The 23,641-nt window shown below is 70.4% G+C and carries 23 protein-coding genes and 1 riboswitch; of the genes, 16 read left to right on the top strand and 7 right to left on the bottom strand.

Annotated elements, in window-relative coordinates:
• Window positions 1-18: 18 nt before the first annotated feature.
• The gene (locus tag ACZ6CL_RS10380) at window positions 19-615 is read right to left on the bottom strand and encodes a DUF3043 domain-containing protein (protein WP_468933755.1); all 597 of its coding nucleotides are present in this window, start codon (window positions 613-615) and stop codon (window positions 19-21) included.
• A gap of 300 nt (window positions 616-915) precedes the next feature.
• On the opposite strand from ACZ6CL_RS10380, the gene ACZ6CL_RS10375 reads away from it, so the two are divergent.
• The 4 genes from ACZ6CL_RS10375 (at window position 916) to ACZ6CL_RS10360 (ending at window position 4,049) form a co-directional block, all read left to right on the top strand.
• A complete protein-coding gene (locus ACZ6CL_RS10375) occupies window positions 916-1,689 on the top strand; it encodes a PspA/IM30 family protein (protein WP_468933753.1) in 774 nt (257 codons plus the stop codon).
• A 49-nt stretch (window positions 1,690-1,738) separates the two neighbouring features.
• Complete coding sequence (gene pspAA, locus ACZ6CL_RS10370; RefSeq protein ID WP_468933750.1) at window positions 1,739-2,017, top strand: PspA-associated protein PspAA; 279 nt, start codon at window positions 1,739-1,741, stop codon at window positions 2,015-2,017.
• A 122-nt stretch (window positions 2,018-2,139) separates the two neighbouring features.
• Entirely contained in the window at window positions 2,140-3,375 is a 1,236-nt protein-coding gene (locus ACZ6CL_RS10365; RefSeq protein ID WP_468933747.1) for a sensor histidine kinase, read from the top strand.
• On the top strand, window positions 3,372-4,049 hold the full coding sequence (locus tag ACZ6CL_RS10360) for a response regulator transcription factor (RefSeq protein WP_468933744.1): 678 nt from the start codon (window positions 3,372-3,374) through the stop codon (window positions 4,047-4,049). Before ACZ6CL_RS10365 ends, ACZ6CL_RS10360 begins: the two co-directional genes overlap by 4 nt.
• Window positions 4,050-4,155: 106 nt before the next feature.
• Here the strand turns inward: ACZ6CL_RS10360 and ACZ6CL_RS10355 are convergent, their stop codons facing one another.
• A complete protein-coding gene (locus tag ACZ6CL_RS10355) occupies window positions 4,156-4,428 on the bottom strand; it encodes a hypothetical protein (protein ID WP_468933741.1) in 273 nt (90 codons plus the stop codon).
• Between the two features lie 91 nt (window positions 4,429-4,519).
• Complete coding sequence (gene nadA, locus ACZ6CL_RS10350; RefSeq protein ID WP_468933738.1) at window positions 4,520-5,707, bottom strand: quinolinate synthase NadA; 1,188 nt, start codon at window positions 5,705-5,707, stop codon at window positions 4,520-4,522.
• Window positions 5,708-5,932: 225 nt separating this feature from the next.
• Here nadA and erpA point away from each other — a divergent pair, with 225 nt between their 5' ends.
• Window positions 5,933-6,286 (top strand): iron-sulfur cluster insertion protein ErpA, encoded by a 354-nt coding sequence (gene erpA, locus ACZ6CL_RS10345; RefSeq protein ID WP_468933736.1) that lies wholly within the window; start codon window positions 5,933-5,935, stop codon window positions 6,284-6,286.
• 70 nt (window positions 6,287-6,356) lie between these two features.
• Here the strand turns inward: erpA and ACZ6CL_RS10340 are convergent, their stop codons facing one another.
• Window positions 6,357-7,841: a hypothetical protein gene (locus ACZ6CL_RS10340; RefSeq protein ID WP_468933733.1), complete on the bottom strand. Its 1,485-nt coding sequence runs from the start codon at window positions 7,839-7,841 to the stop codon at window positions 6,357-6,359.
• Window positions 7,842-7,982: 141 nt separating this feature from the next.
• Window positions 7,983-8,207 carry a hypothetical protein gene (locus ACZ6CL_RS10335; protein WP_468933730.1) on the bottom strand — a complete coding sequence of 75 codons (225 nt, stop codon included), beginning with the start codon at window positions 8,205-8,207 and terminating at the stop codon, window positions 7,983-7,985.
• 159 nt (window positions 8,208-8,366) lie between these two features.
• On the opposite strand from ACZ6CL_RS10335, the gene ACZ6CL_RS10330 reads away from it, so the two are divergent.
• Window positions 8,367-9,341 carry a carbohydrate kinase family protein gene (locus tag ACZ6CL_RS10330; RefSeq protein ID WP_468933728.1) on the top strand — a complete coding sequence of 325 codons (975 nt, stop codon included), beginning with the start codon at window positions 8,367-8,369 and terminating at the stop codon, window positions 9,339-9,341.
• A 61-nt stretch (window positions 9,342-9,402) separates the two neighbouring features.
• On the opposite strand, the gene ACZ6CL_RS10325 is transcribed toward ACZ6CL_RS10330, so the two are convergent.
• On the bottom strand, window positions 9,403-10,809 hold the full coding sequence (locus tag ACZ6CL_RS10325; RefSeq protein ID WP_468933726.1) for an aminotransferase class V-fold PLP-dependent enzyme: 1,407 nt from the start codon (window positions 10,807-10,809) through the stop codon (window positions 9,403-9,405).
• Between the two features lie 359 nt (window positions 10,810-11,168).
• Here ACZ6CL_RS10325 and ctaC point away from each other — a divergent pair, with 359 nt between their 5' ends.
• The 4 genes from ctaC (at window position 11,169) to ACZ6CL_RS10305 (ending at window position 15,632) form a co-directional block, all read left to right on the top strand.
• Window positions 11,169-12,131 carry an aa3-type cytochrome oxidase subunit II gene (gene ctaC, locus ACZ6CL_RS10320; protein ID WP_468933723.1) on the top strand — a complete coding sequence of 321 codons (963 nt, stop codon included), beginning with the start codon at window positions 11,169-11,171 and terminating at the stop codon, window positions 12,129-12,131.
• Window positions 12,128-13,867, top strand: coding sequence for an aa3-type cytochrome oxidase subunit I (gene ctaD, locus ACZ6CL_RS10315; RefSeq protein WP_468933720.1), 1,740 nt, complete (start codon window positions 12,128-12,130; stop codon window positions 13,865-13,867). Before ctaC ends, ctaD begins: the two co-directional genes overlap by 4 nt.
• The gene (locus ACZ6CL_RS10310; protein ID WP_385448003.1) at window positions 13,864-14,262 is read left to right on the top strand and encodes a cytochrome c oxidase subunit 4; all 399 of its coding nucleotides are present in this window, start codon (window positions 13,864-13,866) and stop codon (window positions 14,260-14,262) included. Before ctaD ends, ACZ6CL_RS10310 begins: the two co-directional genes overlap by 4 nt.
• Window positions 14,263-14,378: 116 nt before the next feature.
• Entirely contained in the window at window positions 14,379-15,632 is a 1,254-nt protein-coding gene (locus ACZ6CL_RS10305) for a L,D-transpeptidase (protein ID WP_468933716.1), read from the top strand.
• Window positions 15,633-15,657: 25 nt separating this feature from the next.
• Here the strand turns inward: ACZ6CL_RS10305 and ACZ6CL_RS10300 are convergent, their stop codons facing one another.
• Complete coding sequence (locus ACZ6CL_RS10300; RefSeq protein WP_468933714.1) at window positions 15,658-16,059, bottom strand: hypothetical protein; 402 nt, start codon at window positions 16,057-16,059, stop codon at window positions 15,658-15,660.
• A 211-nt stretch (window positions 16,060-16,270) separates the two neighbouring features.
• Between ACZ6CL_RS10300 and ctaE the strand changes: the two genes are divergently transcribed.
• The 6 genes from ctaE to ACZ6CL_RS10270 all read left to right on the top strand — a co-directional run bounded on the left by ctaE (window position 16,271) and on the right by ACZ6CL_RS10270 (window position 23,638).
• A complete protein-coding gene (gene ctaE, locus ACZ6CL_RS10295; RefSeq protein ID WP_385448010.1) occupies window positions 16,271-16,891 on the top strand; it encodes an aa3-type cytochrome oxidase subunit III in 621 nt (206 codons plus the stop codon).
• A 68-nt stretch (window positions 16,892-16,959) separates the two neighbouring features.
• Window positions 16,960-17,769 (top strand): cytochrome bc1 complex diheme cytochrome c subunit, encoded by an 810-nt coding sequence (gene qcrC, locus ACZ6CL_RS10290; RefSeq protein WP_468933671.1) that lies wholly within the window; start codon window positions 16,960-16,962, stop codon window positions 17,767-17,769.
• Complete coding sequence (gene qcrA / locus ACZ6CL_RS10285) at window positions 17,766-18,821, top strand: cytochrome bc1 complex Rieske iron-sulfur subunit (protein WP_468933669.1); 1,056 nt, start codon at window positions 17,766-17,768, stop codon at window positions 18,819-18,821. The genes qcrC and qcrA overlap by 4 nt, the downstream gene beginning before the upstream one ends.
• Window positions 18,818-20,455 (top strand): cytochrome bc1 complex cytochrome b subunit, encoded by a 1,638-nt coding sequence (qcrB, locus tag ACZ6CL_RS10280; protein ID WP_468933666.1) that lies wholly within the window; start codon window positions 18,818-18,820, stop codon window positions 20,453-20,455. The genes qcrA and qcrB overlap by 4 nt, the downstream gene beginning before the upstream one ends.
• Window positions 20,456-20,611: 156 nt before the next feature.
• Window positions 20,612-21,691, top strand: coding sequence for an anthranilate phosphoribosyltransferase (trpD, locus tag ACZ6CL_RS10275; RefSeq protein ID WP_468933663.1), 1,080 nt, complete (start codon window positions 20,612-20,614; stop codon window positions 21,689-21,691).
• Window positions 21,692-21,995: 304 nt separating this feature from the next.
• Window positions 21,996-22,113, top strand: a riboswitch (SAM riboswitch).
• A 163-nt stretch (window positions 22,114-22,276) separates the two neighbouring features.
• Window positions 22,277-23,638: an aminotransferase class V-fold PLP-dependent enzyme gene (locus ACZ6CL_RS10270; RefSeq protein ID WP_468933661.1), complete on the top strand. Its 1,362-nt coding sequence runs from the start codon at window positions 22,277-22,279 to the stop codon at window positions 23,636-23,638.
• The last annotated feature ends 3 nt before the right edge of the window (window positions 23,639-23,641 follow it).

Below are 23,641 nucleotides of genomic sequence, written 5' to 3'. Positions count from 1 at the left end.
CGAAGCCGGAGGTCCCGCTCAGGGCCGCTCTCCGCGCTTGACCTGCGGCTTGGGCAGACGCAGCCGGCGCATCTGGAGGGTGCGCATGAGGGCGTACGCGATCACGCCCCGCAGGTTCTCGTCCGGGAACTTCTGGCGCAGCTGCCGCTTGAGCTGGAAGGTGATGACGAAGGAGTTCAGGACGATCAGCACGATCACGACCATCCACAGCAGCAGCACATAGCTCTGCATGGCCCCGGCCTGGATCATGCTGAGCACCATGATCAGCACGGCGAGCGGCAGGAAGAACTCGGCGATGACGAACCGCGAGTCCACGAAGTCACGGGCGAACCGGCGCACCGGACCCTTGTCGCGGGCGGGCAGATAACGCTCGTCGCCACCGGCCAGCGCCTCGCGCTGGCGCGTCAGATCGGCGCGGCGGGCCTCCTTCTGCCGCTTGGCGGCGTCCTTGCGGGTCGTCGGCGTATTCGCCAGGCTGCGGCGCTGCGACTGGGCCACACTCCGCTTGGGCGTGGGGCGGCCCTTGGGCGCCTGAGGGTCACGGGTCTGCTGCGGCTGGTCCGCGGTCACCTTGGCGGCGGCGGCCTGCTCATCCTTGGAACGGCTTCGGAACACAAAGCCCAAGGGTACGGGTTCACGCGTGTGGGCCCCAGCGTCAGGGGGAAAGATCCGGCAACCGCTTTCCCGCTCCGCACGCCGCCGAACCGGATAAAACGGAAAGAGCGGGCGGGGTGGCCGGAGTGGTCCCCCTCCTCCCTGCGCCGGAGGCGCCTGGGCCGCGATCGTCCTGCAGGAGGAGCGCGGGACCGGCGGAACAGTGCGGTAATGGAAGCAGGGCCCGTAGGCTGGGTCTGTTGGGTGTGCTGGTTCCACAAGTCCGTCAGAAGGGGGCGCGCGAGGCCCATGAGCGGTGTCATGAAGCGTATGGGGATGATCTTCCGCGCGAAGGCCAACAAGGCCCTGGACCGGGCCGAGGACCCGCGCGAGACCCTTGACTACTCGTACCAGAAGCAGCTGGAGCTGCTGCAGAAGGTCCGGCGCGGAGTGGCCGACGTGGCCACCTCCCGCAAGCGCCTGGAGCTGCAGCTGAACCAGCTGCAGGGCCAGTCCGCCAAGCTGGAGGACCAGGGCCGCAAGGCGCTCGCGCTCGGCCGGGAGGACCTGGCGCGCGAGGCGCTGTCCCGCCGTGCCGCGCTGCAGCAGCAGGTCACCGACCTGGAGACGCAGCACCAGACGCTGCAGGGCGAGGAGGAGAAGCTCACCCTGGCCGCGCAGCGGCTGCAGGCCAAGGTCGACGCGTTCCGCACCCGCAAGGAGACCATCAAGGCCACCTACACCGCGGCCCAGGCGCAGACCCGGATCGGCGAGGCGTTCTCCGGCATCTCCGAGGAGATGGGCGACGTCGGCATGGCGATCCAGCGCGCCGAGGACAAGACCGCGCAGATGCAGGCCCGCGCGGGCGCGATCGACGAGCTGCTGGCCTCCGGCGCGCTCGACGACCAGTCCGGGATGGCCAAGGACGACATCGCGGCCGAGCTGGACCGGATCTCCGGCGGCACGGACGTCGAGCTGGAGCTGCAGCGGATGAAGGCCGAGCTGGCCGGTGGCAGCTCGCAGCAGGCGATCGAGGGCGGCCAGCAGGGCCAGTCGCAGCAGTCGCAGAACCAGCACAAGTTCGACAAGCAGTAGCCGCCGCCCCTTCCCGGGCGAGGTCGGTCGACGTCCCAAGGAGGTCGTCATGATCGTACGGATCATGGGGGAGGGGCAGGTGCGGGTGGACGACAGCCATCTGCCCGGACTCAACAAGCTGGACGACGATCTGCTCGCCGAAATCGAGAGCGGCGACCACGACGGCTTCCGGCGCACGCTCGGCGCGCTCCTCGACGCGGTGCGCTCGGCGGGCGAGCCGCTGCCCGCCGACGCGTTGGAGCCGTCCGGGCTGATCCTGCCCGCCCCGGACGCGACCCTTGAGGAAGTCAAGGCGATGCTCAAGGACGACGGCCTCATCCCGGGCTGAGCACAGTGCCCGCAGACCGCGCGTCCTCCCAGGTCACAGCCCAGGTCACGGCGGATCCCCCCGGTGCCGCGCGGAGGGCGGGGGCGGGACGCCGCCGAACCGGTCCGGCGCGGCGTTTACCGTTGGATCCCGTGACTCCCCTCGCCGTCGGGCCGGGCCTGGCCCGTCCGCACCGCTGGCTGGCCGCCCATCCACGTGCCCTGGACACCCTCGTGGCCGCGGGCTGCCTCGCCCTGATCCTCATCGGCGCGGCGTCCAACCCGCATCTGCGCGACCACCAGCACATCGGTGCCTTCTTCGGGCTGCTGGCCATCCTCACCTCCGCCTCGCTCGTCCTGCGCCGCGAGCTGCCGCGCGCGGTGCTGGCGTTCACCTGCGCGATCAGCGTCATCGAGATCGTCACCAACGACGACGGGCCGCCGCGCACCTCGATCGTGTTCGGGGTCGTGGTCGCGCTCTACACGGTCGCCGCGCGCACCGACCGGTCCACCACCTGGCGGATCGGCGCGGTCACGGCCGTGCTGCTCACCGGCACCGGGATGCTCTTCGGGCTCACTCCCTGGTACGCGCAGGAGAACTGGGGCATCTTCGCCTGGACCGGGCTCGCCGCCGCCGTGGGCGACGCCGTCCGCAGCCGCCGCGCCTTCATCGCCGCGATCGAGGAGCGGGCCGAGCGGGCCGAGCGCACCCGCGAGGAGGAGGCCCGGCGCCGGGTCGCCGAGGAGCGGCTGCGGATCGCGCGCGAGCTGCACGATGTCGTCGCGCACCACATCGCGCTGGTCAACGTGCAGGCCGGAGTCGCCTCGCACGTCATGGACAACCGCCCGGACCAGGCCAAGGAGGCGCTCGCCCACGTACGCCAGGCCAGCCGCTCGGCGCTGGACGAACTGCGTGCCACCGTCGGCCTGCTCCGGCAGTACGGCGACCCCGCCGCTCCCACTGAGCCCGCGCCGGGCCTCGGCGTCCTCGACCAGCTGGTGGACGGCTTCGTACGGGCCGGAATGCGGGTCGAGGTCAAGGAGCATCCGCGGGACGGCCTCGGGACGCTCGCCGGTTCGGTGGACCTCACCGCCTACCGGGTCGTCCAGGAGGCGCTGACCAATGTGCACAAGCACGCCGGGCCCGACGTCCGGGCCGAGGTCCGCATCGTCCGCACGGACGGCGAGCTGGAGATCACGGTGCGGGACGACGGCGTCGGCAACCTGTCCGGCGACGACGGGGGCGGCCACGGGCTGCTGGGGATGCGCGAACGGGTCGCCGCGCTGCGCGGCACCTGCGAGGCGGGGACCCGCCCCGAGGGCGGCTTCGAGGTGCGGGCGACACTTCCTCTGCAGACCCGCGGGGGAGGGGATTCATGACGATCAAGGTGCTGCTCGCCGACGATCAGACGCTGCTGCGCAGCGCGTTCCGGGTGCTCGTCGACTCGGAGCCCGACATGGAGGTCGTGGGGGAGGCATCGGACGGCGCGGAGGCGGTCGACATCGTGCGCGCCGAGGGCGCCGACGTGGTGCTCATGGACATCCGCATGCCCGGTACGGACGGGCTCGCCGCCACCCGCATGATCAGCGAGGACCCGCGGCTCGCGGACGTCCGGGTGGTCATGCTGACCACCTTCGAGGTCGACGAGTACGTGGTGGACTCGCTGCGGGCCGGGGCGAGCGGTTTCCTCGGCAAGGGCGCCGAACCCGGCGAACTCCTCGCCGCCATCCGCATCGCGGCCGCGGGGGAGGCGCTGCTCTCCCCGGTCGCCACCAAGGGCCTGATCGCCCGCTTCCTGGCCCAGGGTGCCCCGGTGTCCGGCGACGGCGCGTACGACGCCTCCCGGCTGGACGCCCTCACGGGCCGGGAGCGCGAGGTCCTGGTCCAGGTCGCGGGCGGCCACTCCAACGACGAGATCGCCACCCGCCTGGAGGTCAGCCCGCTGACCGTGAAGACACACGTCAACCGGGCGATGGCCAAGCTGGGCGCGCGGGACCGGGCCCAGCTGGTGGTCATCGCGTACGAAACGGGCCTGGTCCGCCCCGGCGCGTAATCCCCGCTGGGGCGCCCGCCCGCCGGGCAGGCGCCCCCGCTGCCGTCACCCGTCCGTGGCCTCGGTGGCCTCCTCCAGCCGCCTGCACAGCTCAGTGGCCAGCGCCTCAGCGTTGCGGCAGGTCCACAGGATCGTCGGGGGCGGCTTCAGGCCGAACCGGGCCGAGCGAGCGCACCCGGGCGGCGAACCCGCCCCCGGCGCCACCGCCGCCCGCGGAGGCCTCCCGCAGCTCCTGCCAGGTCGCCTGCGTCAGTGTCTCCGGATCGGCCTCGAACCACCGCGGCAGATCGAGGGGCGCGTCCCCGACCACGTCCTCCTCGCCGCTTTCCAGGAGCGCGCGCAGCGCGGACCATGCCCCGGCGGCCGGGAAAGCCGTCATGCCGTGATCGGCGAGCCGCGCCCCGCGCAGGGCGTCCGCGCCCCGCGCAGGGCGTCCGCGTCCCGCGGCAGGCCGGGGGAGCGGGGGAGGGCTACGGGAGCGCCAGCATCCGTTCCAGCGCGGCCTTCGCGTGGGCCTCCGTCTCGGCGTCCACCTGGATGCGGTTCACGACCTTGCCCGCCACCAGCGACTCCAGGGCCCACACCAGGTGCGGCAGGTCGATCCGGTTCATGGTCGAGCAGAAGCACACCGTCTTGTCGAGGAAGACGATCTCCTTGTCCTCCGCGGCGAATCGGTTCGCCAGCCGCCGGACGAGGTTCAGCTCGGTGCCGATGGCCCACTTGCTGCCGGGCGGGGCGGCTTCGAGCGCCTTGATGATGTACTCGGTCGAGCCGACGAGGTCCGCCGCCGCGACGACCTCGTGCTTGCACTCGGGGTGCACCAGCACGTTGACGCCCGGTATGCGCTCGCGGACGTCCGCGACGGACTCCAGCGAGAAGCGGCCGTGCACCGAGCAGTGGCCGCGCCACAGGATCATCTTGGCGGCGCGCAGCTGCTCGGCGGTCAGCCCGCCGCCGGGCTTGTGCGGGTTGTAGACGACGCAGTCGTCCAGCGACATGCCCATGTCCCGCACGGCGGTGTTGCGACCCAGGTGCTGGTCGGGGAGGAACAGCACCTTCTCGCCCTGCTGGAACGCCCAGTCCAGGGCGCGGCGGGCGTTGGAGGAGGTGCAGATCGTGCCGCCGTGGCGGCCGGTGAAGGCCTTGATGTCGGCGGAGGAGTTCATGTACGAGACGGGCACCGTCGTCCCGGCGACGCCCGCGTCGGTCAGCACCTCCCAGCACTCGGCGACCTGCTCGGCGGTGGCCATGTCGGCCATCGAGCAGCCCGCCGCCAGGTCGGGGAGGACGACCTGCTGGGCGTCGCCGGTCAGGATGTCGGCGGATTCCGCCATGAAGTGCACACCGCAGAAGACGATGTACTCCGCGTCCGGCCGGGCCGCCGCGTCACGGGCGAGCTTGAAGGAGTCACCGGTGACGTCGGCGAATTCGATGACCTCGTCGCGCTGGTAGTGGTGGCCGAGCACGAAGACCTTGTCGCCGAGCTTCTCCTTGGCCGCGCGGGCGCGGGCCACCAGATCCGGGTCGGAGGGCGCGGGGAGGTCGCCGGGGCACTCCACACCGCGTTCGCTCCTCGGGTCGGCGTCACGGCCGAGCAGGAGCAGCGCGAGCGGGGTCGGCTGGACGTCGAGGGGCTGGGCGGTGGTCACGACACGCACCCTTCTTTCTTCACTCGGAACCCTAATCGTCAATTTGACACTATCTATCATAACCGCTTCACGTCATGTTGACGATGGGCATCGCGTCGATGTGACGCATTCCGGACCGCGGGCCCCGTGTGCGAGCATGAAGTGCCAGGAACATGCGCTGGGCCCGGAATGAATCCGGGGTGCCGTTGGTTGGTGCCGACGGCAAGCAGTCCGTACGACCCGGGAGAGAAGCAGATGACCGTTCAGGACGAGACCACCGCGAGCGAGGGCATCATCCTGTCCGACGCCGCCGCGTCGAAGGTCAAGAGCCTGCTGGAGCAGGAGGGCCGCGACGACCTCGCGCTGCGCGTCGCCGTCCAGCCCGGTGGCTGCTCCGGCCTGCGCTACCAGCTCTTCTTCGACGAGCGCGCGCTCGACGGCGACGTCGTGAAGGACTTCGATGGCGTCAAGGTCGTGACCGACCGGATGAGTGCCCCGTACCTGGGCGGTGCCTCGATCGACTTCGTCGACACCATCGAGAAGCAGGGCTTCACGATCGACAACCCGAACGCCTCGGGCTCCTGCGCCTGCGGCGACTCCTTCAGCTGAGTCAGTCGGGCATACGGAGGCGGCGGGTCCATCCGGACCCGCCGCCTTCGGCTGTGTACGCCCTCTGGCGTTACTTCTTCTGCGCCGGGACCTTCTCGCCCGTCGACTTGTCGACGACCTCGCGGCCGTCCACCGGCTTGTCGAGCGTGACCTTCTTCGTCATCTCCTTGGCCATGAGGATGCAGGCCTGGCCCGGACGCTTCGGCTTGCTCTCGACCTCGACCGTCACCTTCTTCGACGTCTCCTCGGCGGAGACCGAGTAGGTGTCGCACACACCGCCCCAGAAGCGCAGCGTCAGGGTCTTCCCGTCCGCGCTGTACGAGGTGATGTCGTCGGCCTTGGAACCGCGGCCCGGGGTGCCCGGCTCACTGCGCTTCTGGCCCTGGCCCGGGGCCTCGCCACCGGTGTCGGTGCCCTTGGCCCGGTCCGCCTCCTTCTTGATGAACTCCGGCTTCACGGCCGGGTAGGGGAGGGTCGCCGCGACGCCGTTGGCCCCGGTCGGCTCCGTCTTGAAGATCCACGACGGCACCAGCGCCCGCTGCCCGGCCACGGAGTGGGAGGCCAGCCCGAAGGTCACCGACTTCACGGTCACCTTCCCGGCCCCCTTCGCACCGCTCTTGGGGGCCGTGGCGTTGAGCTTCTTCAGCGCCTGCTGGGCGCTGATCAGCGGGTAGCTGTCGGCCTCCTTCGGCGCCGACAGCATGCCGCTCCCGCCGACCAGCCCGCCGTCCGCACCCACCTGGAGGCTGGTCGTCCAGCCCTGCGTGGGCAGCTTGTCCAGCACCGGGTCCGCGTTCACCATGCGCACGGCGCCGTAGCGGCCGCCCGCGTCGAGCTTCGCGTCGGACAGCCCGAGCGCCTTCAGGACCGGCTCGGCCGTGCGCTTGGCCTTCTCCTCGGACACGGCCTTGTCGTCACCGCTCGTGTCGCTCTTGTCGGTGCCGCTCTTCTTCTCGCCGTCGCGGTAAGTCGGGCAGGAGGTGTTTCCGGCCTTCGGCCCCGCGCCCGGCGGATGCACGCACGAGTCGCCGCCCGGCGTCCCGGAGCGGGAGAACGACCAGCTGCCCGGGCCCTTCTCGCTCACCCGCAGCACCGGACCGCGGCCGTCCTCCGCGCCGCCGACCTTCCAGGAGCCGTGGTCGGCGCGGGGGCTGCCGGAGACGTCCAGGGCCTTCGCCAGCCGCGCCACGTCGGCCTTGGTGACCTTGGCGCCGGTCCGGTAGACGGGCGCCTCATCGGGCCCGTCGGGAAGCTTTCCGTCGACCACATAGCGGTCGCCGCCGCCGCTGCCGTGCGGATCGGGCTCGCCGACCGCGATCCCCTCGTGCCCCGCCGGGGCGGCGTACGCGTCCAGTGCGAGGGGCTGGGGGGTTCCACCCGAGCCCGGGCCCTGGGAGCCGCCGCCGTTCGCCGCGGTCGAGGCCCAGTAGGCGCTGCCGCCACCGGCGACCAGCACCGCGGCCGCCACCGATACGACGGCCAGCCGGGAACGCCGACGCGGCTGCGGATGGTCGTCGTCGGGGGTCTGCGGGGTGTCGGTCTCCTCGGTGCTCACCGTTTCACTCCTTCGGCTCCGCTCACGTTGTCCGGTCCCTTGCCCTCGCGAGGGGGTTGCCGTTGTGACGGGGTGAAGGGGCGGCTGGTTCCTTCCGCCGCTTTTCGGCCGCTCAGTGGCGGCCGTCGGCGGCGGCCTTCCTCAGTCGCCGTAGTCGGACATGCCGCCGACCAGATCCGCTGACGCGGCCGAAACCGTGATCCCGCGGATGCGCGACGGAGACACGGGCGCGGCGGGAGGCGCTACGGTGACCACCGGGACCGCCCAGTGCGGCGCCATCCGGGCGCCGTAGCCGCGCAGTTCGGCCAGGGAGTCGGGTTCGATCACACCGGCGGCGGGCAGGTCGGGCGTGACGTGCTGCGGCATACGGTCTCCCGGTCCAGGGGGCCCGCACGGGCACGAGCCCCGCCATCTCTGCACCGTATGCCCTACTACCGGGTAGTTCCTGCCGTTCGTAAGCGGCCGGGGAAGCCGATAGCGTGAAGCGTCCGATTTCGCCGCCGCCCCGAAACAGGAGCAGCTCTCGTGCGTATCGCCGTCACCGGCTCCATCGCCACCGACCATCTGATGACCTTCCCCGGACGCTTCGCCGATCAGCTGGTCGCCGACCAGTTGCACACGGTCTCCCTCTCCTTCCTGGTCGACACCCTCGAAGTCCGCCGGGGCGGGGTCGCCCCCAACATCTGCTTCGGCATGGGGATGCTCGGGCTGAGCCCGATCCTGGTCGGCGCGGCCGGCGAGGACTTCGCCGAATACCGTGCCTGGCTGGACCGGCACGGTGTGGACACCCAGTCCGTCCGGATCTCCGAGGTGCTGCACACCGCGCGCTTCGTCTGCACCACGGACGAGGACCACAACCAGATCGCCTCCTTCTACACCGGAGCGATGAGCGAGGCCCGCCAGATCGAGCTGCAGCCGGTCGCCGACCGGGTCGGCGGCCTCGACCTGGTCGTTATCGGCGCGGACGACCCGGAGGCGATGGTCCGCCACACCGAGGAGTGCCGTTCGCGCGGCATCCCGTTCGCCGCCGACCCCTCGCAGCAGCTCGCCCGCATGGACGGCGAGGACATCCGGGCGCTGGTGGGTGGCGCGCAGTACCTCTTCACCAATGAGTACGAGGCCGCGCTGATCGAGACCAAGACCGGCTGGACCTCGGAGCAGATCCTCGCCAAGGTCGGCACCCGCGTCACCACGCTGGGCGCCCAGGGCGTCCGGATCGAGCGCGAGGGTGAGGAGCCGATCGTCGTCGGCTGTGCCGAGGAGGAGCAGAAGGCCGACCCGACGGGCGTCGGCGACGCCTTCCGCGCGGGTTTCCTCACCGGTCTGTCCTGGAACCTCCCGCTGGAGCGCGCCGCCCAGGTGGGCTGCATGCTCGCGACGCTCGTCATCGAGACGGTCGGCACGCAGGAGTACGAGCTGCGCCGCGGCCACTTCATGGAGCGCTTCGCCAAGGCCTACGGCCACGAGGCGGCCGCCGAGATCGGCGACCACCTGGTCTGACGGCAGTACGCGCGGGGCGGGGCCGGGGGAGCGCCCTCCCGGCCCCGCCCCGCGTCCTGCCTCACGTCCGGCGGCGCACCCGGTACGCCGTGCCGCGCTCGGCGGGGCGCTCGCCCTCGTACGTCTGCCCCCGCATCTCGCACCACGCCGGGATGTCCAGCCGTGCGGCCTCGTCGTCGGACAGCACGGTCACCACCTCGCCCACCGGTACGTTCCCGATGACCCTGGCCAGTTCGATCACCGGAATCGGGCACCGCTTCCCCAGCGAGTCGACGACCAGGCCAGGAGCCTCGGAAGCGGCCTCCGCGGCGGGGGAGGCCCCGGCCGGGGGCGACGGGGCGCCCAGCCGCTCGCGCACCCCGGCCACCACGCCCGGCAGCACCTCCAGGAACCGGTCCACGTCCTTCCCGGACGTCCCGCGCGGGAGCGAGACCCGGATGTTGCCCTCGGACAGCACTCCCATGGCCCGCAGCACATGGCTGGGGACCAGCGTGCTCGACGTGCACGACGAGCCGGAGGAGACCGAGAACTCCGCCCGGTCCAGTTCGTGCAGCAGCGCCTCTCCGTCGACATAGAGACACGAGAAGGTGACCAGATGCGGCAGCCGCCGCTCCGGATCGCCGACCACCTCCACGTCCGGCACCAGCTCCGGCACCCGGACCCGGACGCGGTCCACCAGCTCCCGCAGCCGCGCCGCCTCCTCGGCGGCCTCGGCCCGTACGGCGCGCAGCGAGGCGGCGGCCGCGACGATGGCCGGGAGGTTCTCGAAGCCCGGGGCGCGCCCCGACTCCCGCTCGTCCGCCGCGGCCGGACGGAATCGCGTGCCCTTGCGCACCGCGAGCAGCCCGACCCCGGCCGGGCCGCCCCACTTGTGGGCGCTCGCCGTGAGCAGCGACCACGGGCCCTCCACCGGGCCCCAGCCCAGCGACTGAGCCGCGTCCACCAGCAGCGGCACGCCGTCCGCCGCGCACGCCTCCGCGGCCGCCGCCACCGGCTGCACCGTGCCCACCTCGTGGTTGGCGGACTGGAGGCAGGCCAGCGCGACGCCGTCGGGGGCTCCGCGCAGGGCCGCCGCGTACGCGTCCGGCGCGACCCGGCCCGTACGGTCCACCGGGACCTCGGTGACCTCGCCGCCGGACGCCTCGTGCGCCGCCGCGGCCTGGAACACCGCGGAGTGCTCCACGGCGGAGACGATCAGCCGCCGCCCGGCCCGCCGCCGCCCGGTGAGCGCCCCGGCGATGCCGTCGTGGAGGGCGCGGGTTCCCGAGGGGGTGAAGGCCAGCTCGTCGGGGCGGCATCCGACGGCCTCGGCGGCGGTCTCCCGCGCGGCGTCCAGCAGCAGCCGGGCGCGCCGCCCCTCGCGGTAGAGCCGGGCCGGGTCGGCCCACCCCTCGTCGAGGGCGGCGAGCAGCGCCTGCCGGGCCACGGGATGCAGCGGTGCGGACGAGGCCGCGTCGAAATAGGGCACGTATAGAACATGCCACGCACGGGCGTACGGCGTGCCGACGCGCGCGCATCACACGAATGGGGCGCTGCCCGCCCCACCTGTACCCCCGTCCCCCTCCGGCCACACCCCGCCCCGCCCCCGGGCCCGGAAAACGCTGGCCGAGCAGGTCATTCCGCCTGGATTCCGCGGCGTTCCGGGGGTGACGCCACCCCTTCGGGGAGGGGTCCGGCGCGTTGGGCACCCTCCCCGCGCAGCGCCAAATGGCGTCCAGTAGGGTTTGGTCCGCATAAACATCCAAACCCCTGCCCGCACCGGGCCGGCGACCGACCAGATGACGGCCGCGGCCGACCGCGCGGGCGAGACTCTCGGGAAGGCGCTACGTGAGTCCCAACGGCTCCGACCGCTCGTCGCGGCGCCCGGTGCGGCGGAAGCTGCTGCAGGCGCTGTCCGCCGGCGCGGTCCTGGCGACCGCCACCGGTTGCACATCCAAGGACTTCCCCCGGCTCGGAATGCCCACCCCGGTCACGGAGGAGGCGCCGCGGATCCTCTCCCTGTGGCAGGGCTCGTGGGCGGCAGCGCTCGCCGTGGGCGTGCTGGTGTGGGGCCTGATCCTGTGGTCGGTCGTCCTCCACCGCCGGACCAGGACCAGGGTCGAGGTTCCGGTACAGGTCCGGTACAACATGCCCCTCGAGGCACTGTTCACCGTGGTCCCGATCGTCATCGTCGCGGTGCTGTTCTACTTCACCGCGCGCGATGAGAACGCCCTCCTCAAGACCTCCAAGAAGCCCGACCACGTGGTCAACGTCGTTGGCTACCAGTGGAGCTGGGGCTTCAACTACATGGAGGACGTGGACGGGAACCCGGCCAGCCCCAAGGCCACCCCCAAGGAGGTGTCGTCCATCCCCGACAAGATGCTCGACACCGCCCCCAAGGGTGCCGAGGGCGTCTACGAGACCGGCACCCCCGGCGAGCGGAATCCGCAGAACGGCAACCCGGGTCCGACCCTGTGGCTGCCCAAGGGTGAATCGGTTGAGTTCATCCTGACCTCCCGCGATGTCATCCACTCGTTCTGGGTGGTTCCCTTCCTGATGAAGATGGACGTCATCCCGGGCCATGCCAACCGGTTCGAGGTCACCCCGAACCGCGAGGGCACCTTCAAGGGCAAGTGTGCCGAGCTGTGCGGCGTCGACCACTCCCGGATGCTCTTCAACGTCAAGGTCGTTTCCCCGGAGCGCTACCAGCAGCACCTGAAGGACCTGGCGAAGAAGGGCCAGACGGGATACATCCCGGCGGGCATTGCGCAGACGGACCCCGCCAAGAACGCGGAGACCAAGACACAGTGAGCATCCTCAACGAACCCCAGGGTGCCGACGCAACCGCCTCGTACGAGGATGAGTTGCCGGTGCGCCGCAAGCAGCCCGGCAATGTCGTCGTCAAGTGGCTGACCACCACGGACCACAAGACGATCGGCACGCTCTACCTGGTCACGTCGTTCGCGTTCTTCTGCATCGGCGGCGTGATGGCGCTCTTCATGCGCGCCGAGCTGGCCCGTCCGGGCACGCAGATCATGTCGAACGAGCAGTTCAACCAGGCGTTCACCATGCATGGCACGATCATGCTGCTGATGTTCGCCACCCCGCTGTTCGCGGGCTTCACGAACTGGATCATGCCGCTCCAGATCGGCGCGCCCGATGTGGCGTTCCCGCGGCTGAACATGTTCGCGTACTGGCTGTACCTCTTCGGCTCGCTCATCGCGGTGGGCGGCTTCCTGACCCCGCAGGGCGCGGCCGACTTCGGCTGGTTCGCGTACTCGCCGCTGTCGGACGCGGTCCGCTCGCCGGGCGTCGGCGCCGACATGTGGATCATGGGTCTGGCCTTCTCCGGCTTCGGCACGATCCTCGGTGCGGTCAACTTCATCACCACGATCATCTGCATGCGCGCTCCCGGCATGACCATGTTCCGCATGCCGATCTTCACCTGGAACGTGCTGCTGACCGCGGTGCTGGTCTTGCTGGCCTTCCCGGTGCTGGCCGCCGCGCTGTTCGCCCTGGAGGCGGACCGTAAATTCGGGGCGCATGTCTTCGACGCGGCCAATGGCGGGGCGTTGTTGTGGCAACACCTCTTCTGGTTCTTCGGACACCCAGAGGTGTACATCATCGCGCTACCGTTCTTCGGGATCATTTCCGAGGTCATCCCGGTCTTCTCGCGCAAGCCGATGTTCGGTTACTTCACCCTGGTCGCCGCGACGATCTCCATCGCCGGTCTGTCGGTGACCGTGTGGGCGCACCACATGTACGTCACCGGCGGGGTGCTACTGCCGTTCTTCTCCTTCATGACGTTCCTGATCGCGGTTCCGACCGGTATCAAGTTCTTCAACTGGATCGGCACGATGTGGAAGGGCTCGCTGAGCTTCGAGACCCCGATGCTCTGGGCGGTCGGCTTCCTCATCACCTTCACCTTCGGTGGTCTCACCGGCGTCATCCTTGCGTCGCCGCCGATGGACTTCCACGTCTCCGACTCGTACTTCGTGGTGGCCCACTTCCACTACGTGGTCTTCGGCACCGTGGTCTTCGCGATGTTCTCCGGCTTCCACTTCTGGTGGCCGAAGATGACCGGCAAGATGCTGGACGAGAAGCTCGGCAAGATCACCTTCTGGACGCTGTTCATCGGCTTCCACGGCACCTTCCTGGTGCAGCACTGGCTGGGTGCCGAGGGCATGCCGCGCAGGTACGCCGACTACCTGGCGGCCGACGGCTTCACCGCGCTGAACACGATCTCCACGATCAGCTCGTTCCTGCTCGGCCTGTCGATCCTGCCGTTCCTCTACAACGTGTGGAAGACCGCCAAGTACGGCAAGAAGGTCGAGGTCGACGACCCGTGGGGCTACGGCCGCTCGCTGGAGTGGGCCACCTCCTGCCCGCCGCCTCGGCACAACTTCCTCACCCTGCCGCGGATCCGTTCCGAATCCCCGGCGTTCGACCTGCACCACCCCGAGATCGCGGCGCTCGACCAGCTTGAGCACCAGGGTGCGGCCGACGAAGACAAGGCCCTCGCGGGTGGTAAGGAGGCCGGCAAGTGAAGGTCCAAGGCCGGATGTTCATCTGGCTCGCCGTCTTCATCCTGCTGATGGCGATCGTCTACGGCGTGTGGTCGAAGGAGCCCGCCGGTACCACGGCGCTGTTCCTCGCCTTCGGCCTGAGCATCATGATCGGCTTCTACCTGGCGTTCACCGCGCGCCGGGTGGATGCCGGAGCGCAGGACAACGAGGACGCCGATGTCGCGGACGACGCCGGTGAGCTGGGCTTCTTCTCCCCGCACAGCTGGCAGCCGCTCTCCCTGGCCGTCGGCGGCGCCCTGGCCTTCATGGGCGTGGTCTTCGGCTGGTGGCTGCTGTTCTTCTCCGCTCCGATGATCATGGTCGGCCTCTTCGGCTGGGTCTTCGAGTACTACCGCGGCGAGAACCAGAACCAGTAGCAGTTTCTGATCAAGGGGCCCGGCACCGAACAGGTGCCGGGCCCCTTGGCCGTGTGCCGTCACCCTGCTGCCTCGCCCGGCGCGCCGTCCGCCGCGGGCCTTCATAGCGTGAGCGCATGAACCACACACCTCGATCTCCTCGAACCCGGGCGGTGCTCTCCAGTGCCCTGCTGGTGGCGTCGCTGATAGCGGGTCTCAGCGGATGCGGGGGCCCCTCCTCGGACCCGCTGTCCGCCAAGCCGTACGACGCCGCCGACCAGATCTCCTTCAACGGTGAGAGCGGCGCGCGCGACGCCGATCCTGACCGGCCGCTCCAAGTGACCGCCAAGGGCGACGACGGCCGGATCACGGACGTCACCGCCACCGACGCGGCAGGCCGGTACGTACGGGGCGAGCTGACGCCGGACGGCAGCCGGTGGCGCTCCACCGTGCCGCTGGCCGCGGGCGCCCACTACACGCTGCGGGTGTCCACGGAGGACTCGGGCGGCGCGCCGGGCCGCCGTACGATCAGCTTCGCCACCAGCTCCAAGCACCGCCAGCTCAAGGTCAGCTTCGGGCCCAAGGCGGGGGAGTACGGGGTCGGCCAGCCGATCACCGCCAAGCTGAGCCGCCCGGTGAAGGACCCCTCGGCCCGGTCCGTGGTCGAGCGGGGCCTGAAGGTCGACTCACAGCCCGCGGTGGACGGCGTCTGGCACTGGGTGAACAACAAGACGCTGCACTACCGCCCGGCCGAGTACTGGCCCGCCCACGCCACCGTCAACGTGCGCTCCAACCTCAAGGGCATCAGGATCGGCGGCGGGCTCTACGGCGGCGAGGCCAAAACGCTGCGGATCACCACCGGCGACCGGATCGAGGCCCTCACCGACTCGGGGACCCACCAGATGACGGTGAAGCGCAACGGGCAGGTGATCCGGACCATCCCGATCACGACCGGTATGCCCGGGTTCGACACCCGTAACGGCACCAAGGTCATCCTGGCCAAGGAGTCGGCGGTACGGATGACGGGCGCCAGCATCGGCCTCGGCGCGGGTTCCTACGATCTGATGGTCTACTGGGCGGCCCGGGTCACCGAAAGTGGTGAATACGTCCACGCCGCGCCCTGGTCGACCGGCTCGCAAGGGTATGCCAACGTCAGCCACGGCTGCACCGGCATGTCCACCGAGAACGCCCGGTGGTTCTTCAACACCGTGCACCTCGGCGACGTCGTCAAGGTCGTCAACAGCAACGGCGCCGACATGGCGACGTTCGGCAACGGCTATGGCGACTGGAACATGGCCTGGGCCGACTGGCGACAGGGCAGCGCCCTCGCCGCCGGTCAGCGGGACGGCAGCACCCCGGCCGACGCGGCCCGGCTCCGCCCCATGGCGTGACCGGGTGAGACCGCGCGGAGTGCGGTCAGGCGCCCACCGCGAGCCGCTTGCGGAGCAGCCCGGCCAGCGCGTCCGACAGGGCCACCGGGTCCACCGGATGCGTCACCGCGGCCTCCGCGCGGCTCCAGGTGGCCAGCCAGGCGTCCTGCGGGCGGCCGATGAGCAGCAGCACCGGCGGGCACTGGAAGATCTCGTCCTTGATCTGCCGGCAGACGCCCATCCCGCCCGCGGGCGCCGTCTCTCCGTCCAGGACGCACACGTCGATCCCGCCGTCCTCCAGCGCCGTCAGGACGGCGGGGAGCGTCGCGCACTCCACGAACTCCACCGGAGGCAGATCGGCGGCGGGCCGGCGACCGGTCGCGAGCCGCACCTGTTCACGGGTGTTCGCGTCGTCGCTGTAGACCAGCACCGTGGCGGTCGGCCGCATCGTTTCCTCCGCATCAGCCAAGGGGACTACCGGGCTTCTGTGGCGGATGTTACTCCCGTACAGCCTTCCGGAGGAGGGGGCGAACCGATCTCTCCCCCCTTCGAGGGACGGCCCGGGAGAGCCGCGACGAGCAGCATCGATGCCCTTGACGCAGCCCCGGACACTCCGAACGGCACCCCCGGGAGTGAGGGCCGGATAAGCGACCGACATAATGTCGGTCGTGGCGACAGCAACAGCAACAGATACCGGGCACGCGCACCCGTCGGTCAACCGGCCGAACCTCACCAGCGTCGGAACCATCATCTGGTTGAGTTCCGAGCTGATGTTCTTCGCGGCCCTCTTCGCGATGTACTTCACCCTGCGATCGGTGACCGGAGCCGAGCACTGGAAGGAAATGGCGTCCGCGCTGAACTTCCCGTTCTCGGCGACGAACACCACGATCCTCGTGCTCTCCTCCCTCACCTGCCAGCTCGGTGTCTTTGCTGCCGAGCGTGGCGACGTGAGGAAGCTGCGCTCCTGGTTCGTGATCACCTTCATCATGGGCGCGATCTTCATCGGCGGTCAGATCTTCGAGTACACCGAACTGGTCAAGAAGGACGGGCTCTCGCTCTCCTCCGACCCGTACGGCTCGGTGTTCTACCTGACCACCGGTTTCCACGGACTGCATGTGACGGGCGGACTCATCGCCTTCCTGCTGGTCCTGGGGAGGACGTACGCGGCCAAGAGGTTCACCCACCAGCAGGCGACGGCGGCCATCGTCGTGTCCTACTACTGGCACTTCGTCGATGTCGTCTGGATCGGCCTCTTCGCCACGATCTACATGATCAAGTAAGCCGGTCACCGCGACCGGAAGCACGTCCTTAAGCATCGACGCAGAAGATCCTGACACCGGGGTAATCCGTGAAAAAGCTCTCCGCACGACGGCGCCATCCGCTGGCTGCGCTCGTCGTCCTACTCTTCGCGCTGGCGGTCACTGGGGGGCTGTACGCCGCGTTCTCGCCGAGCGAGGCGAAGGCCGATGACAGCTCCGCCCAGTCCCTCGCCATCGAGGAGGGCAAGAAGCTCTATGCCGTCGGCTGCGCCAGCTGCCACGGTACGGGCGGTCAGGGGACCACCGACGGCCCGAGCCTCGTCGGAGTCGGCTCCGCCGCCGTCGACTTCCAGGTCGGCACCGGCCGGATGCCCGCCCAGCAGCCGGGCGCCCAGGTGCCGAAGAAGAAGAAGATCTACTCGGACGCCGAGACCGAGCAGCTGGCCGCCTACATCTCCTCGCTCGGCGCCGGGCCGGTGACGCCCTCCAAGAGCCAGTACAGCACCGACGACGCGGACGTCGCGAAGGGCGGGGAGCTCTTCCGTACGAACTGCGCGCAGTGCCACAACTTCGCCGGCAAGGGCGGTGCCCTCACCAACGGCAAGTACGCGCCGTCCCTCGAGGGCGTGAGCAAGAAGCATCTGTACGAGGCCATGCAGACCGGCCCGCAGAACATGCCCTCCTTCCCCGACACCACGATGCCGGAGAAGAACAAGCAGGACATCATCGCGTACCTCGACACGGTCAACAGCGACAAGTCCAAGACCCCCGGTGGCCTTGAGCTCGGCGGGCTCGGCCCGGTCAGCGAGGGCCTCTTCGCCTGGGTCTTCGGCATGGGCGCGCTGATCGTCCTCACCATCTGGGTCGCCGCCCGGACCGCAAAGGCCAAGAAGTCATGAGTAGCCACGAGATTTCAGAAGCAGAAGAGAAGCTGCCCGAGGAGCGGGCGGGGGGCGGGGCGACCGTCGTCGCGGAAGACCCGTTCGCCGACCCGGGGCTGCCCCCGCACGAGCACCGTCAGCAGGACATCGACGAGCGGGCCGCCCAGCGGTCCGAGCGCACCGTCGCCCTGCTCTTCACGGTCTCGATGCTGGCGACGATCGCCTTCATCGCCTCCTACGTGGCGCTGCCGGTCGACAAGTACATCTACGTCTTCCCCATCGGTCACATCAGCGCGCTGAACTTCGCGCTGGGCGTCACCCTCGGCATCGCGCTGTTCGCCATCGGCGCCGGTGCCGTCCACTGGGCCCGCACCCTGATGTCCGACGTGGAGATCGCCGACGACCGGCACGCCATCGAGGCCAGCCCCGAGGTCAAGGCCAAGGTCCTCGACGACTTCCGCGCGGGCGCCAAGGAGTCCGGCTTCGGCCGCCGCAAGCTCGCCCGCAACACCCTCTTCGGCGCGCTCGCCCTGGTGCCGCTCTCCGGTGTCGTGCTGCTGCGCGACCTCGGCCCGCTGCCCGGCACCAAGCTCCGGCACACCAGCTGGGGCAAGGGCAAGCGGCTCATGAACTACAACACCATGCAGCCGCTGCGGCCCGAGGACATCTCGGTGGGCTCCCTCACCTTCGCCATGCCCGAGGGCATGACCGAGGAGGACCACGACTTCCAGACCGAGATCGCCAAGGCCGCCCTGATGCTGGTCCGGCTCCAGCCGGAGAACATCAAGGACAAGCGCGAGCTGGACTGGTCGCACGAGGGCATCGTCGCCTTCTCGAAGATCTGCACCCACGTCGGCTGCCCGATCAACCTGTACGAGCAGCAGACCCACCACGTCCTGTGCCCCTGCCACCAGTCGACGTTCGACCTCTCCGACGGTGGCCGAGTGATCTTCGGTCCGGCCGGTCACGCACTGCCCCAGCTGCGGATCAGGGCCAATGACCAGGGGTACCTCGAAGCCATGGGCGACTTCTCGGAGCCCGTCGGTCCTGCTTACTGGGAGCGCGGATGAGTACTGCAACAGACACGGGCACGCCGCGGCGCGGCAAAGCGCCCGCGGGCGAGCGCGTCGCCGACTGGGCCGACGGCCGGCTGGGCATCTACAGCCTCGCCCGGGCCAACATGCGCAAGATCTTCCCGGACCACTGGTCCTTCATGCTGGGCGAGGTCGCGCTCTACAGCTTCATCATCATCATCCTCACGGGTGTGTACCTGACGCTGTTCTTCCACCCCAGCATGGAAGAGGTCGTGTACCACGGCCCGTACGTCCCGATGCAGGGCGTGCGGATGTCCGAGGCCTTCGCCTCGACGCTCGACATCAGCTTCGAGGTGCGCGGCGGTCTGCTGATCCGCCAGATCCACCACTGGGCCGCGCTGGTCTTCCTCTGCGCGATGTTCGTGCACATGATGCGCGTCTTCTTCACCGGTGCGTTCCGCAAGCCGCGTGAGGTCAACTGGCTGTTCGGCTTCCTGCTGTTCTTCCTCGGCATGCTGACCGGCTTCACCGGCTACTCGCTCCCCGACGACCTGCTCTCCGGCACCGGTCTGCGGTTCATCGAGGGCGTGTTCCTGTCGATCCCGGTCGTCGGCACCTACATCTCGATGTTCGTGTTCGGCGGCGAGTTCCCGGGCATGGACCTCATCCCGAGGCTCTACCCGGTCCACGTCCTGCTGCTGCCGGGCATCATGCTCGGCCTGCTGGTGGCGCACCTGATCCTGGTCTTCTACCACAAGCACACGCAGTACCCCGGGGCCGGAAAGACCAACAAGAACGTCGTCGGCATGCCCCTGCTGCCGGTCTACATGGCCAAGGCGGGTGGCTTCTTCTTCCTGGTCTTCGGTGTCATCGCGGTCATCTCCGCGATCGCCACGATCAACCCGATCTGGACCATCGGCCCCTACCGGCCCGACCAGGTCTCCACCGGCGCCCAGCCCGACTGGTACATGGGCTTCGCCGAGGGTCTGGTCCGTGTGATGCCCGGCTGGGAGATCACCGCGTGGGGCCACACGCTCGTCCTGGGCGTGTTCATCCCGATCGTGCTCTTCCCGCTGGTCCTCTTCGCGATCGGCTTCTACCCCTTCATCGAGGGCTGGATCACCGGCGACAAGCGCGAGCACCACATCCTGGACCGCCCGCGTAACGCCCCGACCCGTACGGCCTTCGGTGTCGCCTGGCTGACCGCCTACTTCGTGATGCTGATCGGTGGCGGCAACGACCTGTGGGCCACCCACTTCCAGCTGTCGATCAACTCGATCACCTGGTTCGTGCGGATCGGCTTCTTCGCCGGGCCGGTCATCGCCTTCATCGCCACCAAGCGGATCTGCCTCGGCCTCCAGCGGCGTGACAAGGAGAAGGTGCTGCACGGTCGCGAGACCGGCATCATCAAGCGGCTGCCGCACGGTGAGTTCGTCGAGGTGCACGAGCCGCTCACGCAGGAGCAGATGCACGTGCTCACCCAGCACGAGCAGCCGAAGGCCTACGAGCTGGGCCCCGAGGTCGACGAGAACGGCGTCCGCCGCAAGTCCACGGCGTCGCAGAAGCTGCGGGCCAGGCTGTCCAAGTCGTACTACGGCGAGGACGCTTTCATCCCGAAGCCGACCTCCGAGGAGTACAAGGAGATCACCAGCGGCCACGGCCACCACTGATGTCCGCTGACGTCTGCTGACGTCTGTACGCCACAGACCAGGGCCCCGGCCCGGACCTCGCGTCCGGACCGGGGCCCTGGTCTGTGCTTATGACCAGTGTCCGCGCCGATAGGCTGGGGCTGATCGAGCGCGGATCCAGCCACTCAGGAGCGGACCATGGACGTTGTGACCCCAGTCGGAGGCGACAGCACCGCGACGGCCCGTACCTGGCCGGACGTGCTCAGCTCCCTCCTCGGCGGCCAGGACCTCAGCGCCGACGACACCGCGTGGGCCATGGACCGCATCATGCGCGGCGAGGCCACCGACGCCCAGATCGCCGGGTTCGCGGTCGCGCTGCGGGCCAAGGGCGAGACCGTCGCCGAGCTGTCCGGCCTCGTCCGCGCGATGTACGGGCACGCCAAGACGATCGAGGTGCCCGGGCCGACCGTCGACATCGTCGGCACGGGCGGCGACCGCGCCAAGACCGTCAACATCTCGACCATGTCCGCCCTGGTGGCGGCCGGTGCGGGCGCGCGCGTGGTCAAGCACGGCAACCGCGCCTCGTCCTCCGCGAGCGGCGCCTCCGACGTCCTGGAGAAGCTCGGCGTCAACCTGGACCTGAGTCCGGCGCGGGTGGCCGAGATCGCCGAGGAAGCGGGCATCACCATGTGCTTCGCGGTCAAGTTCCACCCGTCGCTGCGGCACGTCGCGGCGGCCCGCCGCGAGCTGGGCATCGCCACCCCGTTCAACTTCCTCGGCCCGCTCACCAACCCGGCCCGGGTCCCCTGCCAGGTCACCGGCGTCGCCGACGCCCGGATGGCGCCGATCATGGCCGGGGTGCTGGCCGAGCGCGGCTCCTCGGCGCTGGTCTTCCGCGGCGACGACGGCCTGGACGAACTGACCGTGACCGCGACCTCCCAGGTGTGGGTCGTACGGGACGGCACGGTCAGCCGGGAGACCTTCGACCCGCGCGACATCGGCTTCGACCTGTCCCCGGTGGAGTCCCTGCGCGGCGCCGACGCCTCCCACAACGCGGATGTGGCCCGCCGCCTGCTGGCGGGCGAGACGGGCCCGGTGCGGGACGCCGTCCTGCTGAACTCGGCCGCCGCCCTGGCGGCTCTGGGCTGGTCTGCCGAGCCGGTGGGCACCCCCCTGAACGATCGCATCGCGGCGGGCGTCACCCGAGCCGCCGAGTCGATCGACTCGGGCGCGGCGAGGGAGGCCCTGGAGCGCTGGGTGCGGGCGAGCAACGCGTAGCGGCCGCCCGGGGTTCCGTCGCCGGGTGCGGCCCGGTGGCCGGGTTGTGCCCACCCGTCCCTCCCCCAGCTAACGCTGGAAGGTGCCCCCTCCGCGGAACGATGGCCCACAACCAGGTCGCTCCACCCAGCCCTCGTGCCCGCTCCCCAGCCCCTCCGGGCAGTACCATCCAGCCCTCCGGCGTTCGAGGAGCGGGGGTGCAGGGGGGCGGAGCCCCCGCAACGGGGCCCGGGGGCGGAGCCCCCGCAGTCCAGCATGCGGACGCGCGCTGGGCGTCGCGCGTCCGCATGGCATAATCCCCGCAGGTCACGAGCGACAGCGACTTCGGCCCCGGCCCGCTGTCCGGCAACCCTCCGTCCGTGGCGGGGTGCCCCGGGTGATGACCAGGCCGCACGCAGCGAGGCGTGCGGCAAGCGCGGACCCCTCGCACTAGGGGTCCTGGTGGTCGAGGGAGTCTTTCCGTGACGCAGCGAATGCGCTAGGGCCGCAGCGCCCCGTTTTCCCCCCTGCTCCGCGCGGAGCCCACCGTGCACCGTGCGTTGAGCGAGTTTCCGCATGCTCGCAAACCCCTCGGGAGAATTCGCCATGTCCGCATGCCCTTCTGCAGTCGAGACCCCCGCCCTGCTCCCCGTCCTCGGCAGTGATGTCACCGTGCCCCTGGTCACCGGCGGCGAGGTCACCTACGCCGCGCTCGACTACGCCGCCAGCGCGCCCGCCCTGCGCAGGGTGTGGGACGACGTCGCCGCCTACGCCCCGTACTACGGGAGCGTCCACCGCGGGGCGGGTTATCTGTCGCAGTTGTCGACGGACCTCTTCGAGACCAGCCGCAAGGAGGTCGCGGCGTTTCTGGGGTGCCGGGAGGACGACCAGGTGGTCTTCACCCGCTCGACCACCGATTCGCTCAACCTGCTGGCCGCCGCGCTGCCCACCGGCACGGAGGTGTTCGTGTTCGAGACCGAGCACCACGCCTCGCTGCTGCCGTGGGAGCGGCGGGAGGACACCCGGGTGACCTACCTGAGCGCGCCGCGCTCGCCGCGGCAGGCCGTGGAGGCGCTGGAGAAGGCGCTGGCGGGCCGGGACGGCGGCCCGGCGCTGGTGTGCGTGACGGGCGCGTCGAACGTGACGGGCGAGCTGTGGCCCGTACGGGACCTGGCCGCGGCGGCCCGCGCGCGGGGCGCCCGTATCGTCCTGGACGCCGCGCAGCTGGCCCCGCACCACCCGGTGGACATCGCGGAGTCGGACGTCGACTGGGTGGCGTTCTCGGGGCACAAGCTGTACGCGCCGTTCGGGGCGGGCGTCCTGGCGGGCCGGGCCGACTGGCTGCGCGAGGCGAGCCCGTACCTGGCGGGCGGCGGCGCGAGCCGTAAGGTCGCGCGGCGGGACGACGGCGGGGTGGACGTCGAGTGGCACACCACCGCGGCGCGCCACGAGGCCGGTTCGCCGAACGTGATCGGGGTCTACGCTATCGCCTCGGCCTGCAAGGCGCTGTCCGAGGCCGGATTCGACGGCCTGGTCGCGCGGGAGCGGCAGCTGATCGCGAAGGTGCGGGAGGGGCTGGCGGAGGTGGATCAGGTGCGGCTGCTGTCGCTGTTCGGCGACGACGCGCCGCGCGTGGGGGTGCTGTCGTTCGTGGTGGACGGCTGGAACAGCTCGCACTTCGCGGCGGCGCTGTCCGCCGAGTACGGAATCGGCGTCCGCGACGGGCTGTTCTGCGCGCACCCGCTGCTGCGGACCCTGCTGGACAGCGAGCCCGACGAGCCGGGGGAGTGCGGCGCGCCCGAGGCCGCCCCGGGCGAGCGCTCGCTGAACGCGATCCGGGTCAGCTTCGGCGCGGGCACGCCGGACGAGCACGTGGAGCGCTTCGTCCGGGCCGTGAAGGAACTGGTCCGGGACGGCGCGCGGTGGGACTACCGCACGGAGGACGGCCGCTGCGTCCCGGTGTCCTAGGAG

The sequence above is a fragment of the Streptomyces sp. NPDC041200 genome, from assembly GCF_055591805.1.
This window is presented reverse-complemented; position numbering and strand designations above follow the sequence as displayed.

Excerpts from the sequence above, each read along its gene's own strand:
- ACZ6CL_RS10375 (WP_468933753.1), top strand. The coding sequence starts at position 916 with ATGAAGCGTATGGGGATGATCTTCCGCGCGAAGGCCAACAAGGCCCTG.
- pspAA (WP_468933750.1), top strand. The coding sequence starts at position 1,739 with ATGATCGTACGGATCATGGGGGAGGGGCAGGTGCGGGTGGACGACAGC.
- ACZ6CL_RS10360 (WP_468933744.1), top strand. The coding sequence starts at position 3,372 with ATGACGATCAAGGTGCTGCTCGCCGACGATCAGACGCTGCTGCGCAGC.
- ACZ6CL_RS10355 (WP_468933741.1), bottom strand. The coding sequence starts at position 4,428 with ATGACGGCTTTCCCGGCCGCCGGGGCATGGTCCGCGCTGCGCGCGCTC.
- erpA (WP_468933736.1), top strand. The coding sequence starts at position 5,933 with ATGACCGTTCAGGACGAGACCACCGCGAGCGAGGGCATCATCCTGTCC.
- ACZ6CL_RS10335 (WP_468933730.1), bottom strand. The coding sequence starts at position 8,207 with ATGCCGCAGCACGTCACGCCCGACCTGCCCGCCGCCGGTGTGATCGAA.
- ACZ6CL_RS10305 (WP_468933716.1), top strand. The coding sequence starts at position 14,379 with ATGAACCACACACCTCGATCTCCTCGAACCCGGGCGGTGCTCTCCAGT.
- ACZ6CL_RS10300 (WP_468933714.1), bottom strand. The coding sequence starts at position 16,059 with ATGCGGCCGACCGCCACGGTGCTGGTCTACAGCGACGACGCGAACACC.
- ctaE (WP_385448010.1), top strand. The coding sequence starts at position 16,271 with ATGTCGGTCGTGGCGACAGCAACAGCAACAGATACCGGGCACGCGCAC.
- qcrA (WP_468933669.1), top strand. The coding sequence starts at position 17,766 with ATGAGTAGCCACGAGATTTCAGAAGCAGAAGAGAAGCTGCCCGAGGAG.
- qcrB (WP_468933666.1), top strand. The coding sequence starts at position 18,818 with ATGAGTACTGCAACAGACACGGGCACGCCGCGGCGCGGCAAAGCGCCC.
- trpD (WP_468933663.1), top strand. The coding sequence starts at position 20,612 with ATGGACGTTGTGACCCCAGTCGGAGGCGACAGCACCGCGACGGCCCGT.
- ACZ6CL_RS10270 (WP_468933661.1), top strand. The coding sequence starts at position 22,277 with ATGTCCGCATGCCCTTCTGCAGTCGAGACCCCCGCCCTGCTCCCCGTC.